This is a genomic window from Caballeronia sp. SL2Y3 (assembly GCF_022879575.1).
Lineage (GTDB): Bacteria > Pseudomonadota > Gammaproteobacteria > Burkholderiales > Burkholderiaceae > Caballeronia.
On the sequence record NZ_CP084260.1, the window covers coordinates 1,912,676 to 1,930,120 of the forward strand.

15 protein-coding genes are annotated in these 17,445 nt (G+C 66.0%); 6 read left to right on the plus strand and 9 right to left on the minus strand.

Going from position 1 to position 17,445, the window contains the following annotated elements; translation table 11 throughout:
• Window positions 1–3: 3 nt before the first annotated feature.
• Genes LDZ26_RS09035 through LDZ26_RS09050 form a run of 4 tightly spaced genes read right to left on the minus strand, consistent with a single transcriptional unit; the run spans window position 4 to window position 3,056 of the window.
• A complete protein-coding gene (locus LDZ26_RS09035) occupies window positions 4–972 on the minus strand; it encodes a S49 family peptidase (protein ID WP_244846925.1) in 969 nt (322 codons plus the stop codon).
• Window positions 973–1,017: 45 nt separating this feature from the next.
• Window positions 1,018–1,404 (minus strand): Rieske 2Fe-2S domain-containing protein, encoded by a 387-nt coding sequence (locus LDZ26_RS09040; protein ID WP_244846926.1) that lies wholly within the window; start codon window positions 1,402–1,404, stop codon window positions 1,018–1,020.
• Window positions 1,401–2,060 carry an HAD-IA family hydrolase gene (locus LDZ26_RS09045; RefSeq protein ID WP_206466723.1) on the minus strand — a complete coding sequence of 220 codons (660 nt, stop codon included), beginning with the start codon at window positions 2,058–2,060 and terminating at the stop codon, window positions 1,401–1,403. The genes LDZ26_RS09040 and LDZ26_RS09045 overlap by 4 nt, the downstream gene beginning before the upstream one ends.
• Window positions 2,061–3,056 (minus strand): RluA family pseudouridine synthase, encoded by a 996-nt coding sequence (locus tag LDZ26_RS09050; protein ID WP_244846927.1) that lies wholly within the window; start codon window positions 3,054–3,056, stop codon window positions 2,061–2,063.
• Between the two features lie 895 nt (window positions 3,057–3,951).
• On the opposite strand from LDZ26_RS09050, the gene LDZ26_RS09055 reads away from it, so the two are divergent.
• From LDZ26_RS09055 to LDZ26_RS09080, 6 genes are all read left to right on the plus strand, one after another.
• The gene (locus tag LDZ26_RS09055; RefSeq protein WP_244846928.1) at window positions 3,952–7,320 is read left to right on the plus strand and encodes an Rne/Rng family ribonuclease; all 3,369 of its coding nucleotides are present in this window, start codon (window positions 3,952–3,954) and stop codon (window positions 7,318–7,320) included.
• A gap of 190 nt (window positions 7,321–7,510) precedes the next feature.
• The gene (moaA, locus tag LDZ26_RS09060) at window positions 7,511–8,617 is read left to right on the plus strand and encodes a GTP 3',8-cyclase MoaA (protein ID WP_244846929.1); all 1,107 of its coding nucleotides are present in this window, start codon (window positions 7,511–7,513) and stop codon (window positions 8,615–8,617) included.
• An 85-nt stretch (window positions 8,618–8,702) separates the two neighbouring features.
• Complete coding sequence (gene mobA / locus LDZ26_RS09065) at window positions 8,703–9,257, plus strand: molybdenum cofactor guanylyltransferase MobA (protein WP_244849122.1); 555 nt, start codon at window positions 8,703–8,705, stop codon at window positions 9,255–9,257.
• A 100-nt stretch (window positions 9,258–9,357) separates the two neighbouring features.
• Entirely contained in the window at window positions 9,358–10,659 is a 1,302-nt protein-coding gene (gene glp / locus LDZ26_RS09070) for a gephyrin-like molybdotransferase Glp (protein WP_244846930.1), read from the plus strand.
• Between the two features lie 84 nt (window positions 10,660–10,743).
• Entirely contained in the window at window positions 10,744–11,019 is a 276-nt protein-coding gene (locus tag LDZ26_RS09075) for a hypothetical protein (protein ID WP_049655276.1), read from the plus strand.
• Complete coding sequence (locus LDZ26_RS09080) at window positions 11,016–11,504, plus strand: GNAT family N-acetyltransferase (RefSeq protein ID WP_244846931.1); 489 nt, start codon at window positions 11,016–11,018, stop codon at window positions 11,502–11,504. The genes LDZ26_RS09075 and LDZ26_RS09080 overlap by 4 nt, the downstream gene beginning before the upstream one ends.
• Window positions 11,505–11,511: 7 nt before the next feature.
• Here LDZ26_RS09080 and LDZ26_RS09085 read toward each other — a convergent pair whose 3' ends face one another.
• The 5 genes from LDZ26_RS09085 to pncB all read right to left on the minus strand — a co-directional run bounded on the left by LDZ26_RS09085 (window position 11,512) and on the right by pncB (window position 17,362).
• Window positions 11,512–12,969 (minus strand): DNA recombination protein RmuC, encoded by a 1,458-nt coding sequence (locus LDZ26_RS09085; RefSeq protein WP_244846932.1) that lies wholly within the window; start codon window positions 12,967–12,969, stop codon window positions 11,512–11,514.
• Window positions 12,966–13,946, minus strand: a complete 981-nt coding sequence (locus LDZ26_RS09090) for a D-glycerate dehydrogenase (protein WP_244846933.1) — start codon at window positions 13,944–13,946, stop codon at window positions 12,966–12,968. The genes LDZ26_RS09085 and LDZ26_RS09090 overlap by 4 nt, the downstream gene beginning before the upstream one ends.
• 9 nt (window positions 13,947–13,955) lie before the next feature.
• Window positions 13,956–15,365, minus strand: a complete 1,410-nt coding sequence (locus LDZ26_RS09095; protein WP_244846934.1) for a sodium:proton antiporter — start codon at window positions 15,363–15,365, stop codon at window positions 13,956–13,958.
• A 5-nt stretch (window positions 15,366–15,370) separates the two neighbouring features.
• On the minus strand, window positions 15,371–16,042 hold the full coding sequence (locus tag LDZ26_RS09100; protein WP_244846935.1) for a lactate utilization protein C: 672 nt from the start codon (window positions 16,040–16,042) through the stop codon (window positions 15,371–15,373).
• Between the two features lie 129 nt (window positions 16,043–16,171).
• Window positions 16,172–17,362, minus strand: a complete 1,191-nt coding sequence (gene pncB, locus LDZ26_RS09105) for a nicotinate phosphoribosyltransferase (protein ID WP_244846936.1) — start codon at window positions 17,360–17,362, stop codon at window positions 16,172–16,174.
• Window positions 17,363–17,445 lie beyond the last annotated feature (83 nt).

The window sequence follows — 17,445 nt, forward strand, 5'->3', positions numbered from 1 at the left end:
GAATCAGCGCAACTGCACCTTGCCGCCGAGCGTCAGCGCGCGCACGGCGGCATCGCCCACGGAGGCGCCGAAGCGCCGCACCACGCGCTCGCTGATGCTTTCCTTTTGCGTGTAATCGACGATATCCGGCTCTTTGATGATCTCGCGCGCCACGTAGTTCGCGTCGCCGAAGCCGTCCGCCAAGCCGAGTTGCACGCTCTTCTCGCCCGTCCAGAACATGCCGGAGAAGAGATCCGGATCGTCCTTCAGGCGCTTGCCGCGTCCCTGTTTCACCGCGTCGATGAACTGCGTGTGAATCTCGTCGAGCATGTCCTGCGCGTGCGCGGTCATCTGCGGCGTTTCGGGCGAGAACGGATCGAACGCGCCCTTGTTCGCGCCCGACGTGTGCATGCGCCGCTGGATGCCGAGCTTGTCCATCAGGCCGGTGAAGCCGAAGCCGTCCATCAGCACGCCGATCGACCCGACGATGCTCGCGCGATCCACGTAAATGCGGTCCGCCGCCGCCGCGACGTAATAGCCGCCTGAGGCGCACATGTCGTCGACGACAACGTAGAGCGGCGTCTTCGGATACTTCGCGCGTAGCCGGCGAATCTCGCGATTGATGATGCCCGCCTGCACCGGACTGCCGCCCGGACTGTTGATGCGCAGGATCACGCCCGCCGTGCCATCGTCTTCGAACGCGCTTTGCAGCGCGCCGTCGATGTTGTCGGCGCTCGCGTCGCTGTTCGCGGAGATTTCGCCCTGAAGATCGATCAGCGCCGTGTGCTTGCTGGACTTGGCGACGTGATCGCCGGTGAAATCGAACACGCCCCACGCGATCAGCGCGAGCACCGCGAGGAAGACGAAGCGGAAAAAGATGCGCCAGCGGCGCGCCGCGCGTTGCTCGCGAATCGCGGCAAGCGCGATGCGTTCCAGCGCGTCGCGTTCCCAGTTGTCGTTGCCGCGCGGGTTGGGCGAAAGGTTATCGGACATGCGTGGTCTTCCGGCGTGCAGCCGGGTCAAAGAAAAATGGGGGAATCAGGCGGGGCGAAGCGCGTCGTCGGGGAGCCAGAACACCGCGCGGCCTTCCGGCGTCTCGCGCTCCTCGACCGCGACAGGCCGAAGCCGCGCGCCGCGGCACGGGCCGCCGACGCACTTGCCGGTGTCGGGCTCGTAGATCGCGCCGTGCGTCGCGCACATCAAGTATAGGCCCGAGCTTTCGAAGAACTGGCCCTCGGCCCAGTCGAGTTCCATCGGCACGTGCGCGCAGCGGTTCAGGTAGCCATACGGCTTGCCGTCGTAGCGGACGAAGAAAACCACCGCCTCGCCGCTCGCGTCCTGCGCGCCGAGCCGCACGCCCGCGCCGCCATCGACCAGTTGGTCCGATGCGCAGACGCGCACCGCTTCCAGTGTCGGCTCGCTCATGCGTGCTCCCGCAGCCAGCCGGCCAGCGACGCGACGCTATCCGCGCAAAAACGCGGCTGCAACGCGGTGAGCGAATTCGCCGGATGCGCGCCGTATGCGACGCCCACGCCCGCCGCGCCCGCGTTGATCGCCATTTGCAGGTCGTGCGTGGTGTCGCCGATCATCAGCGTGCGGGACAGGTCCTGCCCGAGTTCGCGCGTGAGTTCCTGAAGCATCGCGGGGTGCGGCTTCGAGAAAGTTTCGTCGGCGCAGCGCGTGCCGTCGAAAACGCTCGTCAAGCGCGACTGATCCAGCGCGCGGTTCAGCCCGACGCGGCTCTTGCCCGTCGCCACCGCCAGAAAATAGCCTTCGTCGCGCAATTCCTGCAGCAGCTCGCGCACGCCCGCGAAGAGTTCGGTTTGCTGGCCCATCGTCAGAAAGTGGAAGCGATACCGCTCCGCGAGGCGCGGATAGTCCTTCGTGTCGAGCGTCGGCGCGCAGATTTGCAGCGCGTCCTTGAGACCCAGGCCGATCACGTAGCTCGCGGATTCGTCGGCGGGCACGGGCAAGCCGAGATCGCGGCACGCCGCCTGAATGCTCCGCGTGATATGGACGGTCGAATCCATGAGCGTGCCGTCCCAGTCGAAAACGATCAGATCGAATTGCTGCCGCGCCATTTATGTCTCTCGGTTTTTGAGTTGTTCGATGAAGCGCTTGCACTCGGCGGGCAGCGGCGCTTCGAACTGCAGCGGCGCGCCCGTCGCGGGATGCGTGATTTTCAGCCGATAGGCGTGCAAAAACATGCGCTTGAGCGAAGGCATCGCGCTCGGCCGCGCGAGTTCCTTGTTCAGCGCGAAGTCGCCGTATTTCGCGTCGCCCGCAATCGGCAGGCCGATGCTCTGCATGTGCACGCGAATCTGGTGCGTGCGGCCGGTCTTGAGTTCCGCTTCGACCCACGCGTAATCCGGCCAGCGTTCGATCAAGTTGAACACCGTATGCGACGCCAGCCCGTTTTCCTGAACGCGCACGCGCCGCTCGCCGTCCGCCGCCACGTATTTATGCAGCGGCGCCTTCACGATGCGCCGCCGGCCCCAGTCGCTCGGCCAGTCGCCGTGTCCGAGCGCGTAATACCGCTTGTCCACGCGATTCTCGCGAATCTGCTCGTGCAGATTGACGAGCGCCGCACGTTTTTTGGCGAGCATGAGCACGCCGGACGTCTCCCGGTCCAGCCGATGCACCAGTTCCAGAAACTTCGCCTGCGGCCGCGCATTGCGAAGTTGCTCGATGACGCCGAACGCCACGCCGCTGCCCCCGTGCACCGCGACGCCCGACGGCTTGTCGATGACGATCAGGTGCTCGTCTTCGAAAAGAATCGGAAATTCGGCGGCAGGTGCATTCGACGAGACGGGCGCTTCGTCGGCCTGCGCGATGCGAATCGGCGGCACGCGCACGACATCGCCCAGTTCCAGCCGGTACGCGGCGTCGATGCGACCCTTGTTCACGCGCACTTCGCCGCTGCGGAGAATCCGGTAAATATGGCTCTTGGGCACGCCCTTGCAGACGCGCAGAAGGAAGTTGTCGATGCGCTGTCCGGCAGCGGTTTCATCGACTTCGATCATCGACGTGCGCTCGCTTGCAACTTGTTTATGGGATGTTTTGCCTAACTCATTCATTCTGAATATAATTTGCGAGCAGCCTGAAAAGGCCGGACTCGACTCAGTTACCCATGAGGAGCTACGGCGCGATTCATCAGACTGTACAGGTGCAAGCGATAAACCATTATTTTACTTGCGCCCAGGGCCGGTTGCTCGCCCGGAAAATCGAGCAACGAGTTGCACGCACGGCGATATCACCGGCAGGGACGGAGCCCACAGGCGCGTTCGGTCGGGTCGATCGCCGATCGGTAACGGATTTTTGGTCAAAAAGAATTTCATCGGCGAGAACTGATGGCAACCGGGCGTTCAACCGGTTGCCCGCCCGATTCAGCCCTGCCATCGAGCAAGGGGCGAAGACGGCACATCGGGGCTCGCCGATTTGCGAACAACGGCGACGCATCTCGCTGCTGCGCTGATTTCTGCGAAGCGCGAGACGCGAAGAAAACGCCGCAACGAGGCGAGACACGGCAAGCAGGCGGGAGCACGTAGCCCGCAGCTGCCGGCGCGGCACGTCCGCGAAGACGAAGATCGGTAACGAAGCATCGCGCCGGTTCGCGCGACACCGCTCTTCCTTTCGCGTACGCCGTCGGGAGGGAAAGGCTCTGTTGAGAGCGCTGCGGCTTTCCGTGCGTCCACTTCGAGACGCGGAAAGCCCCGCGCCGCCGTTCGTCCTTGCCACGGGCCGCATCGCCTCCGCGCGCTGCCGTTGTCGCATGTGCCCCTTGGCCCGGCCGCCGCATTCGTCGGCCCGATGCCAGCTTTCGGCAATTCTCCCGCCTAAAATCCGCTCCGGCGTGCTTTTGTGACAACACAAAAAGCGTGGCACGCCCGCCCTCCCGCTTCGCGCGCCGATGTTCGAATCCGCGCCGATTCGCCAGACGAGGAAGGGTCAAAGCCGCTCTGGAGCCGTTCAATGAAACGCATGCTGTTCAATGCGACGCAGCAAGAAGAACTGCGCGTCGCCATCGTCGATGGACAGAAGCTCATCGACATCGACATCGAAACCGCCGGGCGCGAACAGCGCAAAGGCAACATCTACAAGGGAGTCGTCACCCGCATCGAGCCGTCGCTCGAAGCCTGCTTCGTCAACTACGGCGAAGACCGCCACGGCTTTCTGCCGTTCAAGGAAGTCGCCCGCCAGTATTTCCGCGACGGCGTCGAGATGCGCTCCGCGCGCATCCAGGACGCGCTGCGCGAAGGCCAGGAACTCATCGTTCAGGTCGAAAAGGAAGAGCGCGGCAACAAGGGCGCGGCGCTGACCACGTTCATTTCGCTGGCCGGCCGCTATCTGGTGCTGATGCCGAACAACCCGCGCGGCGGCGGCGTGTCGCGCAGAATCGAAGGCGACGAGCGGCAGGAACTGCGCGAAACCATGGCGCAGCTCGAACTGCCCGAAGGCATGAGCATCATCGCGCGCACGGCCGGTATCGGCCGTTCGGCGGAAGAGCTCCAGTGGGACCTGAACTACCTGATGCAACTGTGGCGCGCGATCGAAGCCGCGTCGCAGAGCGGCGTCGCCGGCCAGCCGATGCTCATCTATCTCGAATCGAGCCTCGTCATCCGCGCGATTCGCGACTACTTCCAGCCGGATATCGGCGAAATCCTCATCGACACGACCGAAATCCATGACCAGGCGCGCGCCTTCATGGATATCGTGATGCCCGACAACCTGCAAAAGGTGAAGCGCTATCACGACGACGTGCCGCTCTTCTCGCGCTTCCAGATCGAGCATCAGATCGAAACGGCGTACTCGCGCACGGTGCCGCTGCCCTCGGGCGGCGCGATCGTGATCGATCACACCGAGGCGCTCGTCGCCATCGACGTGAACTCGGCGCGCGCCACCAAGGGCGCGGATATCGAGGAAACCGCCACGCGCACCAATCTCGAAGCCGCCGACGAAGTCGCGCGCCAGTTGCGCCTGCGCGACCTGGGCGGCCTGATCGTGATCGACTTCATCGACATGGAGTCGGCCAAGAGCCAGCGCGAAGTCGAGCAGCGCCTGAAAGACGCGCTCAAGCACGACCGCGCGCGCGTGCAAATGGGCAAGATTTCGCGCTTCGGTCTGATGGAACTGTCGCGTCAGCGTCTGCGTCCGGCGCTGTCCGAAGGCAGCCACGTGACCTGCCCGCGCTGCAACGGCACGGGCCATATCCGCGATACCGAATCGTCCGCGCTGCAAGTGCTGCGGATCATTCAGGAAGAAGCGATGAAGGAAAACACCGCGGCAATCCATTGCCAGGTGCCGGTCGAGGTGACCGCCTTCCTGCTGAACGAAAAGCGCTCGGAAATCAACAAGATCGAATCGCGCTTCAAGGTCAACGTCGTTCTGATTCCGAACAAGCATCTGGAGACACCGCATTACAAGCTGGAGCGCCTGCGTCACGACGATGCGCGTCTGGACGACCCGCGCGCCTCGTGGAAGATGGCCGTCGAAGCGGCGAGCGAACTCGAATCCGAGACCGGCTACAGCAAGCGCGCCGAAGAAGTGAAGCCGAAGCAGGAAGCGGCGGTCAAGGGCATCACGCCCGAGAAGCCGGCGCCGAGCGCGCCGGTCAAGCCCGCGCCTGTCGAGGCCGCGCCCGCGCCCGCACCGACCCCGGTTCCGGCGACGGGCGGTTTCATCGCGTGGATCAAGAACCTCTTCGGCATTCAGCCTGAAGTGAAGCCGGCGCCGGCGCCCGTAGAAGCGCAGCCGGCAGCGCGCCCGCAGCGCGAGCGTACGGAACGCGGCGAGCGCGGCGAACGTACGGGCGGCGGCGACCGCAATCGCAATCGTCGCGGCGGCGCGGGCCGTGAAGGCGCGGCCGCCAATGGCGCGGCGGCAGCCGGCAACGGTGCGAGCCGTCAGCCTGCGCGTCGCGAAGATCGCGAAGGACGTGGCACGCGTGAAGGCCGCGAGCCGCGTGAAGCACGCGAAGGACGCGAAGGCCGTGAACTGCGCGAAGTCCGGGAGCCGCGCGAAGCCCGGGAACCGCGCGAGGCGCGTGAACCCCGCGAGACGCGGGAACCGCGTGAAGCCCGCGAACCGCGTGAGGCTCGTGAGCCGCGTGAAACGCGCGATCGCGGCCAGGACCGTGGCGCCGAGCGCGCACCGCGTCCGGAAGCCGCCGAGCGTGCCGAACGCCGCGAGCGTCCGGACCGTGGCGAGCGGGCCGACCGTGGCGAACGCGCCGAACGGACGGAGCGTGCTGAGCGTCCGGAACGTGCCGAGCGCCCCGAACGCGCTGAGCGCCGCAAGCCGCAGCCGGAAGCCGCCGTCGAAGCATTGACGCAAGGTGAGACGACCGCATCGGATATCGCGGACACCACGCCGCTCGATGCCGACGCTTTGCCGCAAGACGTCGATGCCCTCTCCGCCGATCAGGCCGCAGCCGCGCGCGAAGGCGAAGAGCGCCGCCGCCGTCGCCGGGGCCGCCGTGGCGGTCGCCGTGATCGCGATGAAGAAGGCATGACCGTGAACCACGCCGCCGATGTCGCGGAAGCCGAAGGCGCAGCCGAAAGCGTGTCGGCGCAAGCCGGTGTCTTCGACGCCGAAGCCGCGCAGGAAGCCGCCGCACGCCGTGAAACGCGTCCGGTTGCAGCCGAGTCGGAGCCGGTTGCGGACAGCCGCCAGGCGCAGCCGCAGGAAGCCGCGCCCGTAGCAGCGCCGGCCGCGCAAGCCGAGCCGTTGCAAGCGAGCGAAGAAGCGAAGGCAGAAGCCAACGCGGATTCGCAGCCTGCGCCGGACATCTTCGCGAAGCCCGCGGCGGCACCGGCCGTCGAGAACCCGTTCGGGCCGTCGTCGAAGGTCGCGGAAACGAAGCCGGTCGATCCGTTCGCGCCGGTGGTCGTGGACGAGCCGAAGCCCGTCGAAGCTGCGAGCCACGCGGAAACGGCGCCCGAAGCACCCGTGGCACCCGTGGTCTCCGAGCCGGTGAAAACCGCCGCGATCGCTTCGACGCCGGCTGCAACCGCCGTCGAGCCGATCCAGTCGGAAGCCGCGCCGATGGCGCAGCCCGAACCGACGACAGAGCCGCAGGTTCCGGTCGTGTCCGAGCCGGTGAAGCCTGCCGCGACGCAACCGACGCCCGCCGCATCGTCGACGGGAACCGACGCGTTGAAGCCGATGCTCGACACCGCCGGCCTCGTCTGGGTGAACACGGACGCCGACAAGCTGCGCGCGGCCAGTGCCGCCGCCGCGCAGGAACCGGCGCCGGTGCGCGTGCCGCGCGAGCGCAAGCCGCTTCCGCCGCTCGACACCGCCCCGATGCAGCAGGTGGAAACCGGCAAGAGCGCGCACTGACCGGGTCGCGCGGCCGTCTCCCGGACCGCGCGATGCAGCACGCAGAACGCCATCGACCTCAGGTCGATGGCGTTTTTTCTTTCCGCACTAGTGGAAAGCCCGGTCCGCCGAGCCTGGCCGTGCCCGGCCGGACTTGCCCGCTTCCGCTAAAATGGGCTGATCGCCTTTTCGACCGAAGTCCCGAGCAGCCATGTCCCGACGCATCATCCCGTTAGCCGATGTCAGCGCGATTCCGGATTTCGCCGGCGCCGCCGCAGCGCCATCCGGCTTGCTGACGGACACGCTCGCGCGTCCCCTGCGCGACTTGCGCATTTCGGTCACGGATCGCTGCAACTTCCGCTGCGTCTACTGCATGCCGCGCGATGTGTTCGACAAGGACTATCCGTTTCTCCCCCATTCCGCGCTGCTGTCGTTCGAGGAAATCGAGCGGCTCGCACGCGTGTTCGTCGCGCACGGCGTCGAGAAAATTCGCCTGACGGGCGGCGAGCCACTGCTGCGCAAGAACATCGAATTCCTGATCGACCGGCTCGCGCAACTGCGCACGCCCGAGGGCCGGCCGCTCGACATCACGCTTACGACCAACGGTTCGCTGCTGGCGCGCAAGGCTCGGTCGCTGAAGGACGCGGGTCTTTCGCGCGTCACGGTCAGCCTCGATGCGCTCGACGACGCCCTCTTTCGCCGCATGAACGACGCCGACTTCGCCGTCGCCGACGTGCTGGACGGCATCGCGGCGGCGCAATCGGCCGGTCTTGCGCCGATCAAGGTGAACATGGTCGTCAAGCGTGGCACGAACGACCAGGAAATCGTGCCGATGGCGCGCCATTTCCGAGGCAGCGGCGTGGTTCTGCGCTTCATCGAATACATGGACGTCGGCGCGTCCAACGGCTGGAACATGGGCGAAGTACTGCCGTCCGCGCAGGTGGTCGAGCGCATCGCCGCGCACTTCCCGCTCGCGCCGCTCGAAGCGCACACCGCCGCCGAGACCGCGCAGCGCTGGGGCTATCGCGATGGAAGCGGCGAAATCGGCGTGATCTCGAGCGTGACGCGCGCCTTCTGCGGCTCGTGCACGCGCGCCCGGCTTTCCACCGAAGGCAAGCTCTATCTGTGCCTCTTCGCGTCCGCGGGCCACGACCTGCGCGCGCTGATCCGCGGCGGTGCGAGCGATGAAGACGTGGCCACGGCCATCGCCCGCATCTGGGAAGCGCGCGGCGACCGCTACTCGCAGTTGCGCGGCAGCGCGTCGGCGGCCTCGCGCGAAGACGGCCCGCGCGTGGAAATGTCGTACATCGGCGGCTGAGTTTTTTAACGTGTTCGCGACTGCGCCCGCCGCTCTGGCTTCGAACGTCACCGGGCTCGTGCTCGCGGGCGGGCGCGGCTCGCGCATGGGCGGCGTCGACAAGGGCATGCAGCCGTTTCTCGGCGAACCTCTCGCGCTGCACGTGCTGCGCCGCCTCGCGCCGCAAGCGAGCGCCATGCTGATCAGCGCCAACCGCAACATCGACGCATATTCGCAACTCGCTGCGCCGTTCGGCGCCCGGGTGATCGCGGACACGCTCGGCGACTACCCCGGTCCGCTCGCGGGCATCGCGGCGGCGTTGCGGGCGGCGCACACCGAGTTCGTGCTGATCGCGCCGTGCGACGCCCCGTTCGTCGATGAACGGCTCGGCGTGCTGCTCGGCGAAGCGCTCGACGCCGAAAACGCCGACATCGCCTATGCCGCGACGATCGAACCTGGCGGCGAACGCATCGCGCATCCGGTTTTCGCGCTTCAGCGCGCCTCGCTCGCCGACGATCTCGACGCCCGGCTCGCGGCCGGCGAGCGCAAAGTACGCGCGTGGTACGCGCGCCACAAGGCGGTGCAAGTGCCATTTCACGAGGATCGCGCGTTTTACAATATTAATGATTTACGCCAGCTAGCCGAGCTGGAGCGCCGGTAGAGAGACGCCGGCGCTCGCACAGCATTGCGCCAGCCTACCGGCGGCCTTTCGTCACGCGGCGTCTGCCGCTTCTCGCGCACGTCGCGCCTCACGCCAGTTCATGACCACGTTGAAGCCACTGTCCGGTTGCGTCGCTCACTACGATCCGAATGCGTTGCCCGTCGAGGCGGCGCAGGAAATCGTGCGTCAATGGGCAATGCCGCGCGGGCAGGCGCAGGTGGAGCGCGTCGCCCTCTTCGATGCGCTGAACCGCGTGCTCGCCGACGACGTCGTCTCGCCCATCGACGTGCCGGCGTTCGACAACTCCGCGATGGATGGCTATGCGTTCTCCGGCGCGGCACTCTCGTCGGCAACGCAGTCCTTGACGCTCGAAGTCGCGGGTGCCGCGCTCGCCGGACGGCCGTTCGCGGGTCGCCCGGCGGCGAGCGAATGCGTGCGCATCATGACCGGCGCGCTGATGCCCGAGGGCTGCGACACCGTCGTGCCGCAAGAACTCGTCACGCGCGAAGGCGACGCCATTCGCTTCTCCGCCGACGCCGTCCGCGCGGGCCAGAACCGGCGGCTGTCGGGCGAAGACCTCGCGCGGGGCAAACCGGCGTTGCGCGCGGGCCGCGTCGTGCGCGCGTCGGATCTCGGCTTGCTGGCGTCGCTCGGGATCGCGGAGGTCGACGTGCAGAAGCGCCTCGTCGTCGCGTTCTTCTCGACCGGCGACGAACTGCGCTCTGTCGGCGAACCACTGACGCCCGGCACGCTTTACGACAGCAACCGCTACACGCTTTTTGCGATGCTGCGCCGGCTGAATGTCGAAACCGTCGATCTGGGCATTGTTCGCGACGATCGCGCGTCGCTGGAAAAAGCGCTGCGCCAAGCGACGGAAGCGGCGGACGTGGTCATCAGCTCGGGCGGCGTGTCCGTGGGCGATGCCGACTTCACGCGCGAACTGATGAACTCGCTCGGCGACGTGGCGTTCTGGAAAATCGCGATGCGCCCCGGGCGGCCGCTCGCGTTCGGCCGTCTGTGGTCCGGTCCGCGTGCGGGCACCGGCAAGTCCGCGCTCTTTTTCGGCTTGCCGGGCAATCCGGTCGCGGTCATGGCGACCTTCTACTTCATCGTGCGCGAGGCGCTGATCGCAATGTCCGGTGCCGCGCGGCAAGCGCCGATCGTGATCCGGGCGCGTTGCAGCGAGCCGATCCGCAAGCGCGCGGGCCGCACAGAATTCCAGCGCGGCATCGCCACGCTTGATGCCGCCGGACTGTGGAGCGTCGTGACGACCGGCCCGCAAGGCTCGGGCGTGCTGAGTTCGATGAGCGAGGCGAACTGTTTCATCGTGCTGGAACACGACCGCGCCGATATCGACGCGGGCGAAGAAGTGAACATCGTGCCGTTCGACGGCCTCATCTGACAGCTAACAGTTAATAGCGAACTCATCATGCGCGAAGCCGCGGCGGCCCACATTCCAACTATCGATAGACGGGGTTCTCCTCCCATGAAAAAGCAGATCTCATCCATCGCACCGGGACAGACGGCCAAGGCGCTGATCCTCGTGTATCTGACGTTCAGCGTGCCGATCGTGCTGCTCGGCGTCGTGGTCGCATTCGTGCGCTACGGCTCGGTCGAGGTGAGCACGGTCACGAGCGCGCTGCTGCTCAACGCGATTCTCGGCTTCGTGCTGCTGTGGATTGCCTGCCACGCCTATAACTGGGTGGCGTCGCGCTTCGGCGGCATCGAAATCGTGCTGTCCGACGCACCGGAAGAAGCATGAGCGCCGCGTCCATTCGTCCGGCCACGCCCGCCGATATCGCCGCCATCTACGGCCTGATGCTCGAACTCGCGGAGTTCGAGAAGCTCACGCATCTCTTTGTCGTGACGCAGGACGGCTTGCGCGACGCACTGTTCGGCGCGCGCCCGGCAGCGGAGGCGCTCGTCGCGGAGCAGGCAGGCGAGGTCGTCGCCTATGCCCTCTTCTTCCACAACTTCTCGACCTTCCTCGGCAAGCGCGGTCTCTATCTCGAAGACCTCTACGTGCGCCCCGCGCTGCGCGGCAGCGGCGTCGGCACGATGATGCTCAGGAAACTGGCCGCGCTCGCCGTCGAGCGTCAGTGCGGGCGCTTCGAATGGTCGGTGCTGGACTGGAATCAGAACGCCATCGACTTCTACGAGAAGATGGGCGCGACGGTGCTGCCGGACTGGCGCGTAGTGCGCATTACCGGCGATTCGCTGGATCGCCTGGCGGACGGCGCGGCCTGAGCGCGATTCATAGCTCGTCGTCGCTCTCGGGCGACGATAAATCTCCGAGCACGCCTGCCGCCTTTTCGTGCGGCAGCGCCTCCACGTCGCGCAGGCGCTTGCCCATCTGACGCGTGCGCGTCTGCGCCGCCTCGATCGACCGCGTGACGGTTTCCAGCTGCGCCTTGGTGCGCGCGAGCACGTCGCCGAACTTGCCGAACTCCGTCTTCACCGCGCCGAGCACTTGCCACACTTCGCTCGACCGCTTCTCGATGGCGAGCGTCCGGAACCCCATCTGCAAACTGTTGAGCAGCGCGGTGAGCGTCGTCGGACCAGCCACGCTCACGCGATACTCGCGTTGCAAGAAGTCGCTCAGGCCCGGACGACGCAACACTTCGGCGTACAAGCCTTCGGTCGGCAGGAAGAGCAACGCGAAGTCCGTCGTATAAGGCGGCGCGACGTACTTCTGCGCGATCGCCCGCGCCTCGGCGCGCAAGCGTCCTTCGAGCGCACGCGACGCTTCTTCCACCGCGACGGGATCGGCACGCTCCTGCGCATCGATGAGACGCTCGTAGTCCTCGCGGGGAAACTTGGCGTCGATGGGCAGCCACACCGGCGTCGCGACATCGCCCGATGAACCGGCGATACCCGGCGCGTCGTGCCGGCCCGGCAGCTTGATCGCGAACTCGACGCGTTCGTTGCTGTTCGGCACGGTCGCGACGTTTTTTGCGTACTGATCGGGCGTGAGCAACTGCTCCAGCAGCGATTCGAGCTGCACTTCGCCCCAGATGCCGCGCGTTTTGACGTTGGTGAGCACCTTCTTCAGGTCGCCGACGCCTGCAGCCAGCGACTGCATTTCGCCGAGCCCGCGATGGACCTGCTCCAGCCTTTCCGACACCAGCCGAAACGATTCGCCGAGCCGCTGCTCCAGCGTCGCGTGCAGTTTCTCGTCGACCGTGCGGCGCATTTCTTCGAGCTTCGCCGCGTTGTTCGCTTCGATGTCCTTAAGACGCGCTTCCAGCGTCGCGCGCACTTCCGCCAGACGCCGGTCGTTCGCTTCCGAAAGTTGCGCGAGATGCAGCGTCATGGAATCGGCGAAACGCTTCAGCGCATTGCTCTGATCTTCGCGCGCCTGCTGGCTTTGCTGCGCGAGTTGCTGGGCAAGCGCGTCGAACTGCGCGTTCTGCACGCTCGACGTGCTCGCCAGTTGCGTCGCGAGCGTCTGGTGAAACTGCGCGAAGCCGCCCTGCGATTCCATGCGCGAGACGCGCGCATGTTCCGCGATATCGCCGCGCAGTCCGCGTTCGAGCCGCTCCTGCGCGCGCGCATGCGCTTCGCCCATGTCGTTCACGCGATCGGTGAGCGCGGCGAACTCCTCGTCGATATCGACGTTCGCGGCACGCCGCATGACAGCGACGAGCGCGATCAACGCGATGACCAGCGCGACCGCGAGCAACGCGAGCGCGCCGTACAGCAATTCGATCATGAGCCGAGCACGCCAGCGTTGATCGGATTCGGCGGATTGCCTGCGCGCGGGCCTTCGCCCAGCGCGGCGATCAGATTGTCCGCGGCGAGATTCGCCATGGCGCGACGCGTCGTCTCCGTCGCGCTCGCGATGTGCGGCGTGAGCACGACGTTCTCCAGCGCGAGGAAACCGGGATTGAGATTCGGCTCGCCTTCGAACACGTCGATGCCCGCTGCCGCGATGCGCTTCTCGCGCAGCGCTTCGATCAGCGCCGCGTCATCGACGATTCCGCCGCGCGCGATGTTCGTCAACGTGGCCGTCGGCTTCATCAGCGCAAGCTCGGCCGCGCCGATCGTGTGGTGGCTTTCCTTCGAGTACGGCAGCACGAGCACGACGTGGTCCGCGCGCTTGAGCAGATCTTCCTTCGACGCATATTCCGCGTTGAGCTGCGCCTCGATTTCGGGCGCGACGCGCGAGCGGTTGTGATAGATCACGCGCATGTTGAAGCCGCTCGCACGCCGCGCGAGCGCCTGCCCGATGCGTCCCATGCCGATCACGCCGAGCGTCGAGCCGTACACGTCGACGCCGAGAAACGAATCGAACGACCACTTCTGCCACTTGCCCGCGCGCAGAAAGTGCTCGGACTCGGTGACGCGGCGCGCCGCCGCCATCATCAGCGCCCAGCCGAAATCGGCGGTGCTTTCGTTCAGCACATGCGGCGTGTTCGTGCCGAGCACCTTGTGCGCGTCGAACGCCTGCATGTCGAAGTTGTTGTAGCCGACCGCCATGTTGGCGACCACCTTCAAGTTCGGGGCGCCCGCCAGTTCCTTCTCCCCGACCATCTCGCCGGCCGTGAACGCGCCGTCCTTATCGGCGAGCCGGCGCACGAATTCATCTTGCGGCAGCACGTCGCCCAGGTTCACGTCGACTTCGAAATACTGTTTCAGGCGCTCGATCACATCGGGAAACGTAGGGCGAGCCACAAGCACTTTCTTCATCTCATGCTCCTAGAAAAATAGCCAGCCGGTGACGGCGAAAAGCGGCAGCAGCACGACGCATGACCAGCCGAGGTAGCCGAAGAAACCCGGCATGCGCACGCCGCGCGATTCCGCGATGGCCTTCACCATGAAATTCGGCGCATTGCCGATGTACGAATTCGCGCCCATGAACACCGCGCCCGCCGAGATGGCGGCGAGCGTCGTGGCGCCCGTGGTCATCAGCGTGTCTGCGTCGCCGCCCGCGAGGTTGAAGAACACGAGGTAGGTCGGCGCATTGTCGAGGAACGACGAGAGCAGCCCCGTCGCCCAGAAATAGGCGAGATGAGCAGGCTCGCCGTTCGCATCCGATACCGCGCGCACGATTGCGGCGAACGCGCCTGCCTCGCCGGCGCGCAGGATGGTGATGACCGGCGCGATGGTGACGAAGATGGCCGCGAAGAGCTTGGCGACTTCGATCATCGGCGCCCAGTTGAACGCGTTGCCCGCGCGGGCGCGCTTCGGCGTGAGCGCGAGCGATGCAATCAGCACGAGCACCAGCGCGGTATCGCGCACGATGTTCTGCAACGCGACGTGCGTGCCGAACACATCGAAAGCAACGCCCGGCTTCCACAAGCCGCTCATCAGCACGAGCCCGATGATGACCGCCAGCAGTACGAAATTGATGGTGCCGTCGACGCCGAACGTGGGCGTGTCCGGCGTCGGATCGAGAAACGGCCGTCGCGACTCCTCTTTGCTATGCCAGAAGTAGCTGTCGAGCGCGTAGAAGAGCGCGAGCAGCACGCCGCAGACGAAGAGCGTGGGCAGCGCGAGATGACGCGTCGTCCAGAAGAAATCGACGCCGTTCAGAAAGCCGAGAAAGAGCGGCGGGTCGCCGAGCGGGGAGAGCGAACCGCCCGCATTCGCCACCAGAAAAATGAAGAACACCACGACATGCGCGACATGCTTGCGATTATCGTTGGCCCGCAAGAGCGGACGGATCAGCAGCATGGCCGCGCCCGTCGTCCCCATGATGCTGGCAAGCGCGGTCCCGAGCGCGAGCAACGCGGTGTTCACGCGCGGCGAGCCGTGCAGATTGCCGCGCACGCAGATGCCGCCCGCCACCGTATAGAGCGCGGCGAGCAAGATGATGAACGGCACGTACTCTTCGAGCATCGCGTGAACGAGCACGCCGAACGCCGTGCCGATGCTGAACGCGAACGCGAACGGCACGAGGAGCGCCAGCGCCCACGCCGCCGCGATCTTGCCGAAATGGCGATGCCACACTTTGCCGGCGACGAGCGGAAACACCGCGATGGACAGCAGGATGCCGATGAACGGAACGCCCCACGCCGCCGACAGGGAGGCGCCGTCGAGCGCGGCGGCCGAAGCGTCAGAGATCGCGCAAAGCGACAGCAGAAAGCCCAAAACGAAACGCGGCACTGTCCTTACGCTCCCCGCACGATGATGGCGTGGACACGATACGGGCCATGCGCGCCGAGCACGATGGTCTGTTCGATATCGCCCGTGCGGGACGGCCCCGACACGAAGTTGACGGCGCGCGGCAACTCGCCCCGCTCGGCGCGCATCAGCGCGAAGGCGTCTTCGTGCGCGGCGACGATGCGTGACGCCGGCACGATGGCGATATGCGTCTGCGGCAGAAGCGCGCCGGACGCGGGCGTCTGTGGTCCCGACAGCAGCACGATGGAGCCGGTCTCCGCTGCCGCGCAAAAGCAGCCGGTGATGCCGACGAGGTCCGCATCGACGGGCTTGCGCAGCGACGCGGCGATGCCCGCTTGCATCCACGGCAGATCAGCGAGCGTGGGCCACGCGACGACATCGCGCGAAAGGCCGAGCGCGTCGAGATAGCGCGCGGCTTCGGCGGGAGCGTCGGTGAGCGCCTCGACTTCGGCGACGCTCGTCGAAAGTCGCTCGGCCTCCAGACGAAAACGCGCGATCAGTTCGTCGCGCGTGGCGGGAAGCGGCGGACGCGGACCGGCGGGATGACGCGCGAGATAGTCTTCGACGGCGGCACGCTCGGCCTCGGTCGGCGCGCCTTTCCTGCCCTGCGCGCTGCGAATGCGCGCGAGAATGTTGCGGCGCGCGGCCGATGTGTCCATGGTGCCGTCCTCGTGGATGCGTGCGTGGGAACGTCGCGGCGGTGTCTGCGCGACGTAAGACTGACGCTGATTATATCGACCGGTCCGGGTGTACGGACCTCGGCCGAACGGCATAGGCCGCGTGCAGTGTCAGCTTTCCTCGACCGGCTGCTCGATGCCGAACACCTGACGCAAGTAAGCGAGATACGCCTTGTCGTCGCACATGTTCTTGCCGGGCGAATCGGAGAGCTTCGCCACCGGCTGCCCATTGCAGCGGACCATCTTGATGACGATCTGCAGCGGCTGATAACCGAGATCGTTCGTGAGATTCGTGCCGACGCCGAACGCCAGCTGGCAGCGGCCACGGAAACGCTCGTAGAGTTGCAGCACCTTGGGAATGTCGAGCGCGTCCGAAAAGACGAGCACCTTCGTGCGCGGATCGCAGCGGTTTTCTTCGTAATGCCGGATGAGGCGCTCGCCCCAGTCGAACGGATCGCCCGAATCGTGGCGCGCGCCGTCGAAGAGCTTGCAGAAGTACATGTCGAAGTCGCGCAGGAACGCCTTCATGCCGTACACGTCCGACAGCGCGATACCGAGGTCGCCGCGATATTCCTTCGCCCACATCTCGAAGCCGAAGATCTGCGAATCGCGCAGGCGCGGTCCCAGCGCCTGACACGCCTGCAGATACTCGTGGGCCATGGTGCCGAGCGGCCGCAGGCCGTGCTTCATCGCGTAGAACACGTTGCTCGTGCCCGCGAACTGTTCGCCGAGGCGCTCCTTGAGCGTCAGCACCACTTCCTCGTGCCACTGCTTCGAGAAACGGCGGCGCGTGCCGTAATCGGCGATCTTGCAATCGGAATACTCGGGCGGCGTGGCGAGCAGCTTGATCTTGTCGCGCAGGCGCTCGCGCCCGGTTTCGTACTCCGGCCGACGCTGCGTGTTGCGGAAGTAGACCTCGTTGACGATCGCGAGCACCGGAATCTCGAACAGGATCGTATGCAGCCACGGCCCTTCGATCAGAATGTCGATCTCGCCGTTGTTCTTCGGCGACGGCGAAATCCGGATGGACTTCTCGTTGAGATGAAAAAGCGCGAGAAAGTCGATGAAATCGCTCTTCATGAAGCGCATGCGCCGCAGATAGTCGAGCTCTTCTTCACGGAAGCGCAGATTGCAGAGCTGGCGCACTTCGTCGCGAATCTCGTCGATGTACGGCACGAGATCCACATTCGGCGTGCGGCAGCGGAAGCGATATTCCACGTGCGCAGCCGGGAAGTGATGCAGCACGACCTGCATCATCGTGAACTTGTAGAGGTCGGTATCGAGCAGCGAATTGATGATCATGGTTTGGCTGGAACATCGAGCGATGAGACCGCGCGCCGTCTTGCTGCGGCGTGCCTTGGGGCCATGTTACCCGAATGCGCGGA

Coding starts and splice junctions, on each gene's coding strand:
- LDZ26_RS09035 (WP_244846925.1), bottom strand. CDS start 972: ATGTCCGATAACCTTTCGCCCAACCCGCGCGGCAACGACAACTGGGAA.
- LDZ26_RS09040 (WP_244846926.1), bottom strand. CDS start 1,404: ATGAGCGAGCCGACACTGGAAGCGGTGCGCGTCTGCGCATCGGACCAA.
- LDZ26_RS09045 (WP_206466723.1), bottom strand. CDS start 2,060: ATGGCGCGGCAGCAATTCGATCTGATCGTTTTCGACTGGGACGGCACG.
- LDZ26_RS09050 (WP_244846927.1), bottom strand. CDS start 3,056: ATGAATGAGTTAGGCAAAACATCCCATAAACAAGTTGCAAGCGAGCGC.
- LDZ26_RS09055 (WP_244846928.1), top strand. CDS start 3,952: ATGAAACGCATGCTGTTCAATGCGACGCAGCAAGAAGAACTGCGCGTC.
- moaA (WP_244846929.1), top strand. CDS start 7,511: ATGTCCCGACGCATCATCCCGTTAGCCGATGTCAGCGCGATTCCGGAT.
- mobA (WP_244849122.1), top strand. CDS start 8,703: ATGGGCGGCGTCGACAAGGGCATGCAGCCGTTTCTCGGCGAACCTCTC.
- glp (WP_244846930.1), top strand. CDS start 9,358: ATGACCACGTTGAAGCCACTGTCCGGTTGCGTCGCTCACTACGATCCG.
- LDZ26_RS09075 (WP_049655276.1), top strand. CDS start 10,744: ATGAAAAAGCAGATCTCATCCATCGCACCGGGACAGACGGCCAAGGCG.
- LDZ26_RS09080 (WP_244846931.1), top strand. CDS start 11,016: ATGAGCGCCGCGTCCATTCGTCCGGCCACGCCCGCCGATATCGCCGCC.
- LDZ26_RS09085 (WP_244846932.1), bottom strand. CDS start 12,969: ATGATCGAATTGCTGTACGGCGCGCTCGCGTTGCTCGCGGTCGCGCTG.
- LDZ26_RS09090 (WP_244846933.1), bottom strand. CDS start 13,946: ATGAAGAAAGTGCTTGTGGCTCGCCCTACGTTTCCCGATGTGATCGAG.
- LDZ26_RS09100 (WP_244846935.1), bottom strand. CDS start 16,042: ATGGACACATCGGCCGCGCGCCGCAACATTCTCGCGCGCATTCGCAGC.
- pncB (WP_244846936.1), bottom strand. CDS start 17,362: ATGATCATCAATTCGCTGCTCGATACCGACCTCTACAAGTTCACGATG.